The sequence below is a fragment of the Methylocaldum szegediense genome, assembly GCF_949769195.1.
In the GTDB taxonomy this organism is placed as follows: domain Bacteria; phylum Pseudomonadota; class Gammaproteobacteria; order Methylococcales; family Methylococcaceae; genus Methylocaldum; species Methylocaldum szegediense.
The window spans coordinates 4251675-4267709 of the sequence record NZ_OX458333.1; the positions used below are offsets into that span (position 1 = coordinate 4251675).

Consider the following 16035-nt stretch of genomic DNA (forward strand, 5'->3'; position numbering starts at 1 on the left):
CTGTTGCGAGATGCTTGAGCACAGGCCGGGTGCCGAGTCGGTGAGCAAAGGAGCCAAGTGGTTTCAGGGCGAAAGGCGGTTGTCTGCCGCGGAGCATGAGTTGCCGCTGTCGCCGGTACCCATCAATTCTCCCGAACAACTCGGCTTCCGGACGCGAGATCGTGCCAGCTACGTGCTTGCGAATCGAACACGATCCAAAGGAAGCCGAGCCCCATCAGACCAAAGGAGATCAACCCGCACACGAATCGAATCGAAGCCTGACCCCAGGAGATGGGATTGCCGGCTGTCGTGCAGAGGCGAATTTTCCAGGCGCGCATGCCCAGGGTTTGTCCCCCGTGGGTCCAAAACCAACCGAAAAACGCGAAGCTGACTAGCACGAGATAGGCACTGTAAAGTCCGTGGTTCGGTCGAAAGGCTTCTCCGCCATTGAGCGGCAACAGCACGAGCGTTGCGGCGAAGAGTACCGCGACCAGCACCACGAGATCGTAAAAAAAGGCTGCCAGGCGACGTAACAGGCCAGCAGGAACGCAGTTTGATGTCATGAGCTCAGTCGAAAGCTGTGGCGTGTAACTTGGCCAGATGCAGAATGAGGAGCAAGGTGTGGGAGAATCTTGTGCACAGTTTTTGCATTAACTATTGATGAGCGGTTTTTTCGGAATTTGGTACTAAATCACATCATCATTTGTCGCCCGCGTATAAGCTAGACATCGGGTGACTGGAACCGGTGCGAAGGCAGGATGACCGCTCAACGAACACCTGGTTTATCGTCGTCAGGCAACGACAAGCGTCTCGAATTTTCGCGAGCAGCCGATTTGGCGCCAAAGAACATCGAGAGATAAACCAGAAGTGCGACTAGCAGCACGGAAAGCGTGATCGGTGGGCGTACCATCGGCAAGAACAGCAGAATCACAAAGGTTGCGACCAAAGCACTGGCATGGATCGGAAAAGCAAGGAATACGTCGAGTCTAGGTTTGAACATGTATCTCCTCTTCCAGAGTTTGTTGCAATTGTGGGTCCGTGGAGATGTGGAGTCTTATTTTCTCTTCGGACAAGATCGCCATTCCGGTGGCATTCCAAGAACCCTCGAGGCCGGGAAGTTGGCAGCGAATAGTAGCACGAAAGCGACGCAGCCCGCGTTGTTGCTGCAGAAGGGGATCGTCGAACTCATTGTCAAGCGGTTCTCGTTGTATGCGTTATTGACGATCTGCTGGCTGCTGATCGCCTGCGCAGGATTGGCGTTCGCCATTTTTCTCGACATCCACCGGCATACCCAGCAGTTTTCCGAAACATCCGCACTGATTCAGGCGCAACTGGCCTCACAACTTCGCCGCCATATCGATGCGACCCACGGTTTTGCTGCCTTCCTGAAAGTTCAAGAGCCCTTGACTCAGGAGAAAGTGGCACGCTACACACGTTTGATTACGGAACAGGATCCGGGCATCTACTTCATGGGCATCGTTCCGGCATTCGATATCGAGGAAGTGGACGGGTTCGAAGCCTTGCGGCTACAAAAAGACGTTCGCAATGGTTCCCGCGCCCGCGCTTTTTCCGATGCGGAGAACCGTCTGGTTCGGGTTGCGGCCGCCGGCAATCCGCTCTTCTATTCTCCGAATTCCGCAGAGTTGTACGATAACAAGCTTCCGAAATCGCCGACTATTGGTTTCGATTTCCTCTCTATACTCAAGAATGCTTTCCAAAACACCGCGGCATCCCGGGAAATTACCGCTACCCACGCTTTCCTCCTGGATGACGGCGAGTGGGGATACGCCCTGATCGAACCGGTAAGCCTAGCGGACGGGGTAAGCTTCGCGGTAGTGATCTGCAGGATAAATGCACTGCTCCACCTGCCTTCCGATTCCGTATCGCTCGCGCTAAGCCTTTTCGGGACACTGCATGCCGATACGTCCCCAAGCGACAGATTGATACACCGGCAGGCGACGCCGGTAAGCGCCCTAGAGTCTGCGTTGTTTCCCAAACTGATTTTCCGCAGTTCTTTCGGCGATCCGGAAAAGCTGTTTCGGCTCGAACTCGAACGTCAGTTGGGGTGGGCTGATCTGGACTGGAGCCGGCTGCATTTGATCTTGGTGGAATCTTTGGCATTCCTGCTCGTTTTTCTGGTCGTCGCCAGAATCCACGACCGTTATGAACGGCGTAAGCTCGAAGAGGGCAACAGACTGTTTCTGTTAGCCAATTTCGATCCGTTGACGGGACTGCCCAATCGCCAGCTATTCATGGACCGTCTGGATCAGGCCTTGGCTGCGGCGAATCGTTCGAATCAGAAGTTAGCCTTGCTTTACCTCGATCTGGACGGTTTCAAGCAGATCAATGACTACTACGGGCATCACATGGGGGATAAGGTCTTGCAACGTGCCGCGCGGATTTTTCAGCGCTCCGTTCGGGAGACGGATACCGTCGGTCGGCTTGGAGGAGATGAGTTCGTGGTGCTCTTGCAGAGTGTTGGAGACCGTAGCGGTGCAGAGTCGGTGGCCCGGAAAATCAAGGAAGCCTTTTCTCAGCTGGCAGGGGAGATAAATGACATGCACAAGGGCATGCCCATCCTGGGGACCAGCGTGGGCATAGCAGTTTACCCGGAAGACGGTTCGACCGCCGCAGAGCTGTTGAAGGCTGCCGATCAGTCGATGTATCGGGACAAGGCTGTCGGCAAATGCCAACAGAGTTCGACCGCCGAGCTCGTGGCCCTGGATTGTCCCCCGGCGTCGTGGTGAAGCCTGCCACGCTGTCGTACAGCTTTGCACCAAGACCTCGCTAACACGATCAGGGCGACCAGACCGATATTTACGGGCCGGACTAATCGCCTGACCATTGGGTCGCAGAAACTACCGTGGCGATGCCGAGCGGCTTCAGAGCCTCCCGCGAACGGCTTTCCGGGTTGCGAAGCAATACCCCGTTGAGTCCGTGCATCGCCACGTAGCGAGGACCGACTGGGCTGACTCGAGTCGCACAGGTTCAAAGTTCTTGGAGCCGGTTCGACCTTCGCCGGTGTGCGACCGACTGCGAAGCTGTCTGCGAGGCTCGGATTCGGTTCGATCGCGGTTGTTGAGCGCATGATGATCGCCGCGCCAACTCGCGTGGCTGTTCGCCATACTCGGCGCTCGAACAGCGAGGCCAGCCAACCTCCGCCGGTCAGAACGCAAAAGATCATGATGATAGGCTTTTGCTTATCGATACGGCTTTCAGTAAAGATTCACCGCGTTCTAACTCTTCCTGCCTGACGATAGGGTGGCCTGTTTCCAGATAGCAAACATCTTTGCCGGAGACCAAGAAGGACGTCCAGCGCATGCCACCGAACGGCGGGTTCGATAAACCGGCCGTTTTTCGTTGCGACCTATCCGGACAAAACCGAAATAGCCATCACCGCAGCGGTGGTGACGAGGCGTTCTAAACGCTCTTCCTTAGACTTAGAGAGGATTTCGTCGCCGACCCGGAGTCTCGAACGGATCGTCAAACCTAACGTCCACGATCGGCTTTTCCGCAATCCGCGGCTTAACCTAAGTAGGCTTTCATAGGTGCACAAACCTATATCTTCGGCTCGTCGTCCGTTACACCATTTACGTACCAATACGGTGGCGGGAACCGATTGAAACATGACTTTCTCGAAGGGGTAAAATCGCCTGACACGGCAGACCGATGCGGTGCCCGGTGGACGTTTTCCTGAACGGTAAAGGAGATTGCCGACATGGACTACATCGATATTGCTCAAATCGTGGAAGAGTGCACGCGAGCCGAAGCCCTGCAACGCCTGAAGGCGTCGGTGGCCGAGAACGAACAGCAAGTGACCGATCCCGAGCGCGGTCTGGTAGTCTGCCTCGATTGCGAGGCCCCCATTCCGTTGGAGCGCCTCGCGGCCAACCCCCGAGCCGTACGCTGCATCGATTGCCAGTTGGAGTACGACCGCGAGCAGCAGCACGAAGCCCGGTTGTATCCCAGTTTCGATGACTGGGATCCGTGATGCCTTCGACGCTCCCTATCGATCGACCGGTGGTTGCCTTGTGGTCGCGGAACCGGCGAATGCCCGGCCGGATTCGCAATTTGCCGTGAGGCGGTCACTTGGTCATGGGTCAGTTGATCTGCAGGGCATCGGCATATTCGGAGCCAGGGCGGGCACGGCGGTGTCTCACATGCATCGAGTATTCGGTCACAAGTGTTTTACATGACAAAAAAGAAGTCTTATGTGGTCCTCCGATTGTAAGGATGGTGCCCTAAGCATTGCCGATTCGGCAGCTGCCGAGGACACCGTTCCGGGTCAGCCGAGTAAGGAGGAATTCCTAGCGATGCTGGCCCACGAATTGCGCAACCCATTGGCTTCTATCCGCAACGCGGTCGAAGTATTGCGCCGCCTGAATTTGCAAGAGCCGAGAGCGGAATGGGCGCGCGAGGTGGTGGACCGTCAGGCAGCCCAGTTGGCCCGAATGATCGACGATCTTCTCGATATGTCCAGGATTACCCGGGGCAAAATTACGTTGCGTCCGGTTTCACTCAATCTGGCTGTCGTGATCGTTCGGGCGGTCGAGGTCAACTTGCCTCTGATCAAAGCCCGGCGGCTCAAGCTTTTCATCGAATCGGAGCCGCTCGATATCGAATTGGAAGGCGACGAGGTTCGTCTAACCCAGGCACTGGCCAATATTCTCAATAACGCCGCCAAATACAGTTACGAGGAAGGCCGGATTTGGCTTTCGGTGAAAATCGAGTCAGACGAGGCGGCGATCCGAATCAAGGACGAAGGGATTGGCATAGCGCCCGAGCTTCTCCCTTATATCTTCGATCTGTTTACGCAAGGCCCGAGAACCTTGGATCGCACCCAGGGTGGCCTAGGTATAGGGCTTTCGCTAGTAAGAAGCCTGATCGGAATGCATGGAGGGCGAGTGGCGGTTTCCAGCGCGGGTGAAGGTCAGGGTGCCGAGTTTGTCGTGTGGTTGCCGCTTCGGCGTGAGCGAAGCCCGATTTCGGATCGCGAGCGCTACGACTCCTCCGCGACGTGGTCCCGCTTAAACTTCCTAGCAACGTGACGGTCAAAGGTCTCGATTTTGGTTGCTTTCTCTACATGCAAGCCGGACGATGTCCGGCTTTTTTGCGTTCTTAGCACTACGCTCTGGGTGATGTTTCTAATGGCAGCATCAACCCGTCCGTCTTAGCGGTTTCAGTCCGAGCCGCCTTGCGAGACGATGCAGGTTGCCCCGATCCAGACCTAAGCGGCGGGCGGTTTCCGACCAATTGAAGCGACATTCGCCCAGCGTCTTGAGGATTAGTTGGCGCTGAAAATCGTCCACCGCGCGCGTCAGAGAGATCGAGCCCGGCCCTGGTGGCATGCCGCCCTTGGCGTCCATGTTTCGGAGAACCTCGGGCCCGATATCCAAATCGTCCGGCTGTAAGGTTAGCGAGCGTCCGCGTTCCGCCGACGCGCGCAGGGCGGCGCGGAGAATGACGTGTTCGAGCTCCCGTACGTTTCCGGGCCAAGAATAGGCTGTCAACACTTCGATCGTTGCGGGTGCAAGGTTAATTCGGTCCAGGCCTAAACGGGTCCGGGCCTGATCCAGAAAATGGCCGGCCAAGGGCGCGATATCGGAGGGTCTTTCCCGCAGCGGAGGTACGTGCAAAGGATATACGCTGAGCCGATGGTAAAGGTCAGCGCGGAATCTTCCAGCCTTCACTTCTTCGGCGAGCTGCCGATTTGTCGCCGCAATGATTCGGACGTCCGCCCGGTGGCTTTTGTCCGAGCCGAGGCGCTGAATTTCGCCGAACTGCAAGGCGCGCAGCAGCTTCGCCTGGACGGAGAGCGGCAGTTCGCCGACTTCGTCCAGAAACAGAGTGCCTCCCTCCGCTAATTCGAATTTGCCGGCCCGATCGGTGCTAGCACCGGTAAAAGCGCCGCGGACATGCCCGAATAATTCGCTTTCGGCCAGCGTTTCCGGGAGTGCCGCGCAGTTCACGTACACAAGAGGCTGGTCAGAGCGCAGGGACTGCGCGTGTATGACGCGGGCGACCACCTCCTTGCCGACCCCGGTTTCCCCTGTGATCAGGACCGTAAGATCGGATCGGGCGACAATGCCGATGTTGCGCTTCAGTTCCTGCAAAGCAGGACTGTCGCCGATGAGCTGTCCGCCGCCACGTTGCAGGGCTTCGTTCACCAGCTCGCTGGTTACCAGTTCGCGATGTTTGGCCAACCGTTCGAGCGCACTGATGAAGGACTCGTGGCGAAGCGCCACCGTTGCTATAGCGGCGAAAGTCTGGAAAACGTCATCGTGAAGGCCGTCGAAGGCGCCTGGGTTCAAGGCATCCGCCGACAATACTCCGAGTAGGGTGTTTTCGTTGTAAAGGCTACAACCGATACAGGAATGTACCCGCAAACTACCGCCGGCGTCGTTCAGCAACAGCGAATCGTAGGGATCGGGTCTTGGGTCGTCGGGTGGGAATCGGACTGGCGTTCTCGAACTGAGTATCGCCGCGAACCGGGGATGTTGTTCTGGATGAAATTGGCGTCCCATGACCTCCGGCGAGAGACCCCGGGTGGCCACGGGCACGAGTACCCCGTCTTGAAACCGCAACACGGCACAAGCGTGATTTCCCGTCACCTTGGCGAAAATTTCGAGAAACCCCTCGATCCGCTCCTTCATCGAGAGATTGGCCGTGAGGCTCAAGACGGCTTCGCGAATCGCACTCTCGATGGTTCTTATCTTTGAGCGTTCGGTCATACTCGAAGATTCGTAGTCACTTTGACAAGAATGCTGTCAGAATGACAGCAATTCCATCCTTTTTCAATTCGGCTTTCGTTCCGGAGCACTCCAGCGCACGAGCCCTTATCTTCGGGCGTCGGACGCCGCGGCCTGCCGCCGAACGATTTCGAGTCGATGTCAATATGACGACGCCTGGGTGATCGTGATCAAAATATCGAATCAAATCAAAGGGATATATCATGGCAGGGATTTTGCTCAAGAGCGTGCAAGGCGTAGCCGATCAGGTATCCCCACGGTACGCCCGGACGAATTTCACTTGGCAGAGCGGCGTTCCATGGCCGCAAATATTTCACGGGCTCTAGTGATCACCACCCTATGAGGCGTTATAGCGTATTGCTGATATTGCTCGCAGCACTGAGCGGCTGCCTTGCTCCCCCCATTCGACCGCCGGCGGCCGAGACGGTCGACATGCGAACCGTGCTCGTGATTCCCGTGGAGCCGCCCCCGCTCGAAGTGAGCCCGGATCTGATCGAATCGCGACTGCCCATCTACCGGCAACACGACACCGTGCCATTCGATCTTTTCCTGGAAAGGAAAATTTATCGAAATCCCGGCGGGGTAATGATCGCGGGTCTGGTTGCCCATGACGACATCGTTCCAGAGATGGTCACCCGGCGAGCGCCGATGACGACGTCGAGCATCCCTGGGCTGCAGTCGGCCAAAGCACTCGGCGAGAACTGGGTCCCCACTTTCGCGCTCGCGCGTGAAGCGGTCTCGCAGCTGATGTCCGGTGGTCTCGAAGCCGTTGCCTCCGGGCATTATTACCCGCTTCCGCTTGCTCCGAACGAGCGCACGGCAAACTTAGCGTTTTGGCGTGGCGCTATCCGAGACTGGTACAATCAAGACACCTCGCCGGTCGATTATCGCTTGCACGGACCGGGACGAATTGATGCGGTTTTGGAGGTGGGCATCGGGACTTACCGGATTTTCGAGGCCCAGGCTCCCTTGCAGGTTTTGGTCAAGCTGATAGACCCGGTATCCCGAAAGGTCATCGGCAGAACCGCAGCCGAGGCTTTTCCGGTCGAAGGGACGGCACCGGAACTGCTTGCTCGGGAAGCGGAGAAGTTCAAACAGCTCGTGTCGACGGTTGGTGCGAAGCTCATTGAACAAAGCTTGAGCGATTTAGGATTGCCGGTAACCCGGAGTGTCCGGCAGGATGAGCGGAGTACCGAGACGGCTGTTGCAGACGGGATCTCGACTCTGTGACGGTCGTCTTTCCCCGGCCCCTGCGTGGCTGGCGCTTTGTGCTTTTCAACTTGGCGCTGGGCCTGGGGCACATGGTCGTACTGTTCAATGCCGGCTCGTACATCGCCTTGATGCCGCATGTTGCAGGGGACCTCGGCGGCGTATTGCCGAGTCTTGGCACTTGGGCGCAGACCGACTTCATGATCGCGTTGGCGCTCGCGTTTCCCATCGCTCGATGGCTGGCGGGGCGCTTCGGTGACTATCGGTTATTCGCCACAGCGTTCGTGGGCTACGCGATAGCGTCTTATCTTTGCGCTATCAGCGAAACCATGCAGCTGTTTTTGCCCTCCCGCATTTTCCTTGGTTTCACAGGCGGTATCACACTTCCCATCGGGCAGGCTCTGTTGTTGAAGGAGTATCCCCCTAGGATCAAATCGATAGGGCTCGGGATTTGGGGGTTATTCACCCTGATGCCGTTTACCATTGGTTTTCCCATTGGTGGCTGGTTGGCCGACGAGCTCGGCTGGCGTTATCTTTTTTATTTCAATATTCCGGTAGCCTTGACGATTGCCGGCGTGACCGGGTCTTTGCTGTACGGTCGGGGGTTCCAGCGCCGCTACACCCGTTTCGATTTTGTCGGGTTCCTGCTGTTAACCCTGATACTTGGTGGCCTTCAAACGATTCTGAACATGGGCAACGATTTCGACTGGTTCGATTCGCCGTTTTTGCGCGGCGTGTTGATCACCGTACTCGTGGCGCTGCCCTGCTTCATCATTTGGGAACTGGGTGAACGACATCCCGCACTCGACATCCGGCTATTCGCCCACCGCAATTTCACCATCGGTGTCATTTGCCTGATCTTGGGCTTTCTATCGATTCAGGGGCTGCTCTCGTTATTCATCGTCCAGCTTCAGTTACTGCTGGGCTACACTTCGTTTCTTGCCAGCCTTGTGTTCGTCGTGATGATTTTTCTGGCGGCACCGGTGATTGCCATCATGCATGAACTCATCAAGGGTACCGACGCGCGGATATTCGCTTGCATGAATTTATTGGGCTTGGCTTTCACCTTGAATTGGATCGGGCGGTTCGACGATCCCGGCTCCTTCGATCAAATTATTTGGCCTATGCTTCTGCTCGGGTTTTTCCTGGGTTCGTTCTTCACTCCGCTGACCGCGATCGCGCTACATCGCCTGTCGCCGAACCAGATGACGCGAGCCGCAGAAGAGGCGGCGGCGCTACGTATCGCCGCTGGCGCGTATGGCATTACCTTACAGGGCGTCATGCTGTTTAGGCGTACCCCGTTTCACCAGCTTCACCTAGCCGATCAATTCGGAGGACGTCGGTTTCCGTCTTTAGACGTGTTGCGGCCGCTTGCCTCGCGCCTCGAGGCGGCCGGTCTCGATCCCGGTATGGTGCAGGCAAAGCTTTTCGCCATCCTCAAGCAGCAGTCCGCCATTTTGGCGCTCAACGACGCCTTTCTGATGGCCAGTTATCTTTTTTTGGGACTGGCCGGGCTGGTATGGCTCGCCCACCCGACTCACCGGCCGCTGCACCCGAAGCCGGCCGCGGATTTGAGAGAGATCCGAGGCGAGGAGCTGATGGAGCAGCCATGAGGTTGGGAACGATCCATCGTCGCCTGCTCGCGGGCTCCCTAGCGCTATTTCTGATCGGGGGTTGCGCCTGGATTCCTTCGGGCGGCCAACGTGCCGAGTTCACCCAAACGCCGCCGGATATGGCCCAGAAATTGTCCGCGGTCCGCGGAGACGAGTCGCTGAAGGTGCGACCGTCTTGGCCCAACAACCGCTGGTGGCTGCAGTTCGGCAGTTCCGAGCTGAACTATCTAATGGATATGGCGCTCAAGGACAATCCCGGCGTCAAGGCGGCTGCGGCGAGGTTACGCGAGGCGGAAGGTTTCGCCCGGGTCGAAGGGGCGAGGCTACTGCCCTTCCTCGACGCTGAGGCGGAGGTCGCAACGGCACGGTTTTCGGAGTACAGCGTCAATGTCGCCCTAAGAGGTGCGCATACCGTCTCGGCGCTGATCAATCCTTTTAGCCTACGCTACGAATTCGATTTCTGGGGTAAGAATCGTGCCGCGTTGGAAGCGGCCCTCGGCGAAGCGGCGGCCGAAGAGGCGGAGCTGGCCAAAGTCAGGCTGCAATTGACGGCGGCGATAGCGAGATGTTACTTCCGAGGCGTCGCGCTACGCCAACAGCTCGATTTGGCGGAAGAGATGGTCGGCTTGCGGCGGCAATTGCTCGAACTGGCAAGGACGCGCTATGACTTGGGTTTGGATTCCGCTGATCCCGTCAAGCAGGCCGAAACGGAACTACAGACGGCCAGCAAGCGCCACGCCGCGACCCGTGACTATTTGGACCTGCAGCGTAACCTGTTGGCGCGTCTGATTGGCCGCGGTCCCGATGCTACACAGCACCTGTTCAACCGGCGGGTCAATCTGCCCGAAAGAATTCCGCTGCCCGAGAAGCTTCCCCTGGAACTGCTCGCCCATCGCCCGGATCTGGCGGCAGCACTGCACAGGGCCGAAGCGGCCGCGCAGCGGATCAAGGTGGCTAAAGCCAGCTTTTACCCGACCGTCGATTTGACGGCTTTTGTCGGGTTCAACGCGTTGCGTATGACCAAGGGTGCGAGCTCCCTCGCCAATATTCTGTTTTCGGGGAACAGCTTCGCGTACGGCGTCGCGCCCGGCGTTAGGCTTCCTATTTTCGAGGGGGGACGTCTGCGCGGTCAATTGTCGGTACAGCGGGCGGAATACGACGAGGCCGTTGAGCTTTACAACAAGACTCTGCTGCAGGCGATTCAGGAAGTCGCCGATAGCCTCAGTAATTGGCGCGACACTCAAAAAATTGTCGAGGCGCAGAACCGTCTGTTGACTTCGCAGCGCGAGGCGCTCGATCTCGCCCTGGAGCGGCTTCGAAGCGGTTTAGACGACCGCCGAGCGGTGCTGGCGCGCCAGCACGCCGTATTGGATCACGAGTACGCGCTAAAGACGTTTGAAACCGATCAGTATGTCGCCATGACCGATCTTATTGAGGCCTTGGGCGGAGGCTATTCGAACGGTCTCGACGCCACACGCCTGCAGCCGATGTCGGATTGATAAGATTCCTGCCTAACGATGGGCCAAGTCCCGACGCGATTCTGTTAAGCCAAGAAGTAGCTCCATCCGCATAATTCGAACAATAAATTAGAACAATAAATCTGGGAAACTCACGCAAGCACGTATGAAGATTCATCCCAAGGCGATTCGCGCCCGCCGTAATCGTCGTTTGTTGCTGGTGGCTCTAGCCGTGGTCGCGAGTGCGCTGAGCTATGCCGTGTATTGGTGGATTCACGGCCGGTTCTGGGTCGTAACCGACAATGCCTTCGTCGCCGGCAATCTGATCCCGGTCGAAGCGGATACCACCGGCATCGTCACCCAGGTCCTGGTCGAAGAAACCCAATTCGTGAACAAGGGCGACCTCCTGGTTCAGCTCGACGAACACCGCGCTTACGCCGCCCTGGGACAAAGCGAAGGCGACTTGGGGCGGACCGTGCGCAGCATCGGCGCCCTGTTTGCGACACGCCAGCAACTCTGCCGGAAACGGGATGCACGCTCGGCCCTGCTCGCCCGAGTACGCCATGACGTGATTCGCTTCCGCCAGGCGTATCCGAGCGGTTCAGTTTCGGAGCAAGTCTTGCAAAACGCCGAGGATCAGATGACCGCGCTCGGGGCGGAACTGCGTGAGGTCGGGGCGGAACTCCAGGCCATTGAGGCACGCGTGGGGGGCACCAGCCGCACCGAACACCCCGAGATCGAAGCCGCCAAACACCGGTTTATCGAGGCTTATCTGGATTTCGTGAGGCAGCGTATTCGGGCGCCTGTGTCGGGTTATGTGGCGAAGCGCAAGGTCCAGGTGGGCGACCGGGTCCACCCCGGAGACCTGTTGCTCATGGTAGTGCCCCTGGATCATTTGTGGGTGGAGGCGAACCTGCGCGAGACTGAGTTGCGTAAGGTTCGGCCGGGCCAGTCGGCCGAAGTGATCGTCGATCTCTACGGTCGGCGTCGGCTTTATCACGGCACGGTCGAAGGGCTGGTGCCCGGCACTGGCAGTGTGTTCGCCCTGCTGCCGCCGGACAATGCCACTGGCAATTTCATTCATATCGTCCAGCGGGTGCCGGTGCGCATTGCTTTGCGGAAAGACGAGATTCTGAAACGACCGATTCGTCCGGGACTATCCACGGTGACTTCGATCCATATCGGCGAGCCCGGCCAGCCGGTGAATACCTCGCTGGCTGATACATCCGCAGAGGCGTACCGAACGGATATTTTCAGCGAAGAACTTGCCGCCGCGGAACGCAAGGCGGAGGAAATCATCCAGGCCAATGTGGTGCCTAAAGACGATCTCTTGGAATCCTCTTGCACTTGGTCCGACATGTCCGTTGAATCTCCACATCAAACTGAGCGAACCAAAAGAGGCGGTCCAAAAGCAGTCCAGTGAGCCAGCTCCTGGAACACTGTCGACAACCGAGCTAAAGGAAGTTCTGAACAAGTGGATTCCGTTTAGTCTGGTCGGAGGACTCAATCAGGGTTTCCTGGAGATGAAAGCACCCCAGTCGTTACTTTCCGGTCGGCACGGACGCTTTCACAATCCGGAATAAAATTCCCGCTGATAAGTGTTCTCGCTTGCCACGGACGTCTTTCTAGCCTAAAGAAATCGGCCAACTCCTACAGCTCGTCAAACGTTTGATGCCCGGCCTTGTCGGGAAGAATTTCCAAGCGTAATCTGACCTGAGGCCGCTGATCGAAATCAACGGATGAGCCTTGAAAAGAATTAGGAACTCGCAATCTCACGAAAGACTCGAAGTTTCATGGGCCAAGGAAGGACGTTGACGCCGGTCGATTGCGGCTGTTTGTTTGCAGACTAACCTTAGAAAATAAAAGGAGTTTGCCATGTTAACCAAGTTCGGTCCTAGGCTTGGCAGGTTTACGTCGTCTTTTTTCACGGCTGCTCTGTTGGCTTCAGCGAGTTCGGTAGTCGCCGCAAAGGAATGCTGGCTCGATCTTTACGACCAAGCGGATTATCAAGGCTCCCACGTCCGAGTGAAAGGACCGGCCGAGTTGCCCAGCCTCAAGTCGCTGAACGGTGAGGACTGGAGCAATCGCATCGAAAGTTTGATCGTCGGTCCGGATGCCGAGGTTTATGCCTTTAAGCAGGAAAATTTCGAAGATACTCCCCAAGGACCGGTCTACCACGAGAACGAGCTTCAAGCTTGGGGAGAAAAGGATATTGCGAGCGCTCAGGACTTAAAGATCAGTTTCGGTCCAGGAACCAAGCAACACCACTTAGGAGACTTAAATTTTCACCGCAACATTAATTCGCTGAAAGTTCAGTGTCGCCGGTGAGGGTGATCGCTTGTACCGAAAAGCCTAATTTATGTTTCTGTCGTAGCGGGCGTCGGCCTCGATCGTGAGCCGTGCAGACTTATAGCCAAGAGCCGAACTGAACGGGCCCTATGCCCTGAGCCTTTTGGCTTCGCTTAGTAGAACAGGGTCTTCTGCTTGATTTAGGACAGGTCTGTGGAAAGGGCTTGGAACCTACAGGACACGCTCGAGTCCGCTCCCCCAAGATTTCCTCCATGCCGCGCATGCCCCGCGCTCACAACCGAACGCACTGTAACGCCCGCTATTGTCCGATGACCTGGTCGACCACGATCTTGTAGCTTCCGCTATCTTCGGGAGCCAAGGCCTCGCTCAACCCCTGCAGATCGCCGTTTTCGGCCTTCGGTTGTCCACTCTTGGAAATGCGCGCGCCGATCACGACGCGGTCGGCGGTAGAGAGCGTCATGCCTTGGACCATGGACATGGAATCGTCCAGCACGACTTCCACCGGGAGGTCTTTGGCTTTTTTGCGGACGACCGCCAAGGGCATGGGCGGGCCTTCGGCCGTGCGGGCAAAGACGAATAGTGCGTCGTCCGGCGAAACTCGGGATTTTAGGTGTTCGGCCAAGGTCACCGTGACGCGGATGTGTTTGCCGGTTCCGCTTGCGGCGGGTGCCGACGGCTCGCTCGGCGTCGGGATGCCTTGGACTCTGGCGATGTAGCCGGCAATCTGCTTGGCTTCCTCGCTGCCCGGCGCGAACTGACTCTTCAATTTTTCCCAATACTCCACCGCCTTGGCCGCGTCTTTCCTCTCCGCGGCCGCGATGCCTGCCATCCAAAGCGCGGTCCGGTGATTGGGATCCTTCTTCAGGATTTCGTCGACGATCTCGGTCGGCTTACCGGCCATGCTGCCCTGGAGAATTTCCGCCAGGGCCTGTGCGTAAAAAGCCTTGATGTCCAAATCTTCGGGGGCGAGCTTTAGGGCGAACTCGTAGGCTTTCAATGCCTTATCCGGCTGATCGGTGGCTTGCAGCGAGCGGGCGAGCAATACCCAGCCTTCCAGATCGTTCGGTTGTTTGGCGAGACGCTCCGCCAGCAGGCGTATGCTCTCCTCGATGTCGGCCATGTTGTTGGGCGCACGAGCGCCGATGAGGTCGACGCGGCCGAGCGCAAGATAAAGCGTTAAAGCCATTATCGGAATGGTCGCGAGCGCAGCGACAACCACGGAACGGCCACGGGTACCCGCTTGCGTTTTCGTCTCTTCGGATGTCTCAAGCTCGCTAAGCAGGTTACGCTCCAATTCCGCGGTCAGACGTTGCAAGTCCTCTGGGTTGGCTGCTTCCTGAGCGAGTTCGGCTTGCCGCTGCCGGTGCAAAAGGAGATTGAGCCTCGCTCGGTTTATCCGTCCGCTGCCGGCTTTGCCCAGAAGCGCGGGAAGGAAAAAGATATAGCCGACCGCGAGGATCAGTACGGCCGAAAGCCAGAAAACCGTCATTGATATTTAACCTTCGAGATTGTTGCGAAGCCGCTCGAGACGCTTTCTTTCTTCATCGGAAAGCGCGAGATCTTCGGTGGCGTTACGGCGCTTCACCTGCCGCCAGAGAAAGGCGCTGCCGCCGGCCAGGAACAGGAACGGCCCTATCCACAAGAGGGCTGTCGTCATTTTGAATGGGGGACGATACAGCACGAAATCGCCATAGCGGTCCGTAAGGAACTTGACCGCTTCCTGCTCACTCTTGCCACTTTGGATGATGGCGTAGACCTCGTCCCGCAGGTCCTTTGCAAGATCAGCATCGGAATCGGCCAGGGATTGGTTCTGGCAGACCAGGCAGCGAAGCTCTTGGATCAGATTTTCGTAGCGCTGTCGCTTGGCCGGATCGTCGAACTCGCGGATCTCGATGGCTTGAGCGGTGAGGGGAAGAATCAGAAAGAACGGCAGTAACCGGTGCATCATGAAGATTTGTTTTGCAATTGGCGGATCAATGGCAACAATTTCTTTTCGAGGATTTCCGGCGTCACAGGCCCGGTCTGCTTATGGCGGATGATGCCATCGCGATCGATGACGAAGGTTTCGGGTACGCCGTATACGCCCCAATCGATCCCGGTCTTGCCTTCGGGATCGAAAGCGCTCGCGGTATAGGGATCGCCGAGGCGCTGCAGCCAAGCGAGGGCATTGTCCCGCTCGTCCTTGTAGTTGAGGCCGTAAATGGGGACGATGTTTTGCTCTGCGAGCTGCAGCAGTACCGGGTGCTCTTCCCGGCAGGACGTGCACCAGGATGCCCAGACATTCACCAGGCTCACCTCGCCCTTGAGATCGTCAGTACTCAGGGTTTTGTTAGCATCCGCTACCTGGGGTAGGTTGAACGTGGGCGCGGGTTTGCCGATGAACGGCGAGGGCACTTCTCTGGGGTTCAATGTTAGACCGATACCCAGAAAGATCACCATGACGGCGAACACGACCAAGGGAATGAGATAGCGCATGATGAATTAAAGATTCGGTTGTGAAAGAAGCGCACCAAAAACAAAGAAATTTAGCTCAGGATAACGCGGTAACATAGGTCGCCAAGCTTTTACCGACAGCCAGCCGGGATTAGGCTCCGGCATTCCAATCGCAAACGGTGCCTCCGGGAGCGCCGGCCAGACCTTTTGCAGGACGACCGTTTACGACTGGGGTCGGATTTCGGAGCTACGGTCTTATTCCAACCTATTATGGATAGAGTCCGC

Annotated in this window: 14 protein-coding genes; 8 read left to right on the forward strand and 6 right to left on the reverse strand. The window is 57.3% G+C overall.

Annotated features, from left to right (window positions below; translation table 11 throughout):
- Nucleotides 1-122 precede the first annotated feature (122 nt).
- Nucleotides 123-542 carry an RDD family protein gene (locus tag QEN43_RS18530; RefSeq protein ID WP_317963480.1) on the reverse strand — a complete coding sequence of 140 codons (420 nt, stop codon included), beginning with the start codon at nucleotides 540-542 and terminating at the stop codon, nucleotides 123-125.
- A 203-nt stretch (nucleotides 543-745) separates the two neighbouring features.
- Nucleotides 746-979 (reverse strand): hypothetical protein, encoded by a 234-nt coding sequence (locus QEN43_RS18535; RefSeq protein WP_026609769.1) that lies wholly within the window; start codon nucleotides 977-979, stop codon nucleotides 746-748.
- Here QEN43_RS18535 and QEN43_RS18540 point away from each other — a divergent pair.
- The 3 genes from QEN43_RS18540 to QEN43_RS18550 all read left to right on the forward strand — a co-directional run bounded on the left by QEN43_RS18540 (nucleotide 978) and on the right by QEN43_RS18550 (nucleotide 5027).
- Nucleotides 978-2726, forward strand: a complete 1749-nt coding sequence (locus QEN43_RS18540; RefSeq protein ID WP_026609770.1) for a GGDEF domain-containing protein — start codon at nucleotides 978-980, stop codon at nucleotides 2724-2726. The genes QEN43_RS18535 and QEN43_RS18540 overlap by 2 nt on opposite strands.
- A gap of 971 nt (nucleotides 2727-3697) precedes the next feature.
- Nucleotides 3698-3970 (forward strand): TraR/DksA C4-type zinc finger protein, encoded by a 273-nt coding sequence (locus QEN43_RS18545; RefSeq protein ID WP_036268051.1) that lies wholly within the window; start codon nucleotides 3698-3700, stop codon nucleotides 3968-3970.
- 220 nt (nucleotides 3971-4190) lie between these two features.
- The gene (locus QEN43_RS18550) at nucleotides 4191-5027 is read left to right on the forward strand and encodes a sensor histidine kinase (protein ID WP_051331531.1); all 837 of its coding nucleotides are present in this window, start codon (nucleotides 4191-4193) and stop codon (nucleotides 5025-5027) included.
- 108 nt (nucleotides 5028-5135) lie between these two features.
- Here QEN43_RS18550 and norR read toward each other — a convergent pair whose 3' ends face one another.
- Entirely contained in the window at nucleotides 5136-6710 is a 1575-nt protein-coding gene (gene norR, locus QEN43_RS18555) for a nitric oxide reductase transcriptional regulator NorR (protein WP_026609771.1), read from the reverse strand.
- 450 nt (nucleotides 6711-7160) lie between these two features.
- Between norR and QEN43_RS18560 the strand changes: the two genes are divergently transcribed.
- The 5 genes from QEN43_RS18560 (at nucleotide 7161) to QEN43_RS18580 (ending at nucleotide 13335) form a co-directional block, all read left to right on the forward strand.
- Nucleotides 7161-7958 carry a hypothetical protein gene (locus QEN43_RS18560; protein WP_156912682.1) on the forward strand — a complete coding sequence of 266 codons (798 nt, stop codon included), beginning with the start codon at nucleotides 7161-7163 and terminating at the stop codon, nucleotides 7956-7958.
- On the forward strand, nucleotides 7955-9550 hold the full coding sequence (locus tag QEN43_RS18565) for a DHA2 family efflux MFS transporter permease subunit (protein ID WP_317963481.1): 1596 nt from the start codon (nucleotides 7955-7957) through the stop codon (nucleotides 9548-9550). Before QEN43_RS18560 ends, QEN43_RS18565 begins: the two co-directional genes overlap by 4 nt.
- Nucleotides 9547-11049 (forward strand): efflux transporter outer membrane subunit, encoded by a 1503-nt coding sequence (locus QEN43_RS18570; protein ID WP_026609774.1) that lies wholly within the window; start codon nucleotides 9547-9549, stop codon nucleotides 11047-11049. The genes QEN43_RS18565 and QEN43_RS18570 overlap by 4 nt, the downstream gene beginning before the upstream one ends.
- A 124-nt stretch (nucleotides 11050-11173) precedes the next feature.
- Nucleotides 11174-12430 (forward strand): HlyD family efflux transporter periplasmic adaptor subunit, encoded by a 1257-nt coding sequence (locus QEN43_RS18575; RefSeq protein ID WP_084161783.1) that lies wholly within the window; start codon nucleotides 11174-11176, stop codon nucleotides 12428-12430.
- A 452-nt stretch (nucleotides 12431-12882) separates the two neighbouring features.
- Complete coding sequence (locus QEN43_RS18580) at nucleotides 12883-13335, forward strand: beta/gamma crystallin domain-containing protein (RefSeq protein ID WP_026609775.1); 453 nt, start codon at nucleotides 12883-12885, stop codon at nucleotides 13333-13335.
- A 280-nt stretch (nucleotides 13336-13615) separates the two neighbouring features.
- Here the strand turns inward: QEN43_RS18580 and ccmI are convergent, their stop codons facing one another.
- From ccmI to QEN43_RS18595, 3 genes are read right to left on the reverse strand one after another with little or no spacing between them, the layout of a single operon-like run.
- Nucleotides 13616-14806, reverse strand: coding sequence for a c-type cytochrome biogenesis protein CcmI (ccmI, locus tag QEN43_RS18585; protein WP_026609776.1), 1191 nt, complete (start codon nucleotides 14804-14806; stop codon nucleotides 13616-13618).
- Between the two features lie 6 nt (nucleotides 14807-14812).
- Complete coding sequence (locus QEN43_RS18590; RefSeq protein ID WP_317963482.1) at nucleotides 14813-15265, reverse strand: cytochrome c-type biogenesis protein; 453 nt, start codon at nucleotides 15263-15265, stop codon at nucleotides 14813-14815.
- Nucleotides 15262-15792 (reverse strand): DsbE family thiol:disulfide interchange protein, encoded by a 531-nt coding sequence (locus tag QEN43_RS18595; RefSeq protein ID WP_202901091.1) that lies wholly within the window; start codon nucleotides 15790-15792, stop codon nucleotides 15262-15264. The genes QEN43_RS18590 and QEN43_RS18595 overlap by 4 nt, the downstream gene beginning before the upstream one ends.
- Nucleotides 15793-16035: the final 243 nt, after the last annotated feature.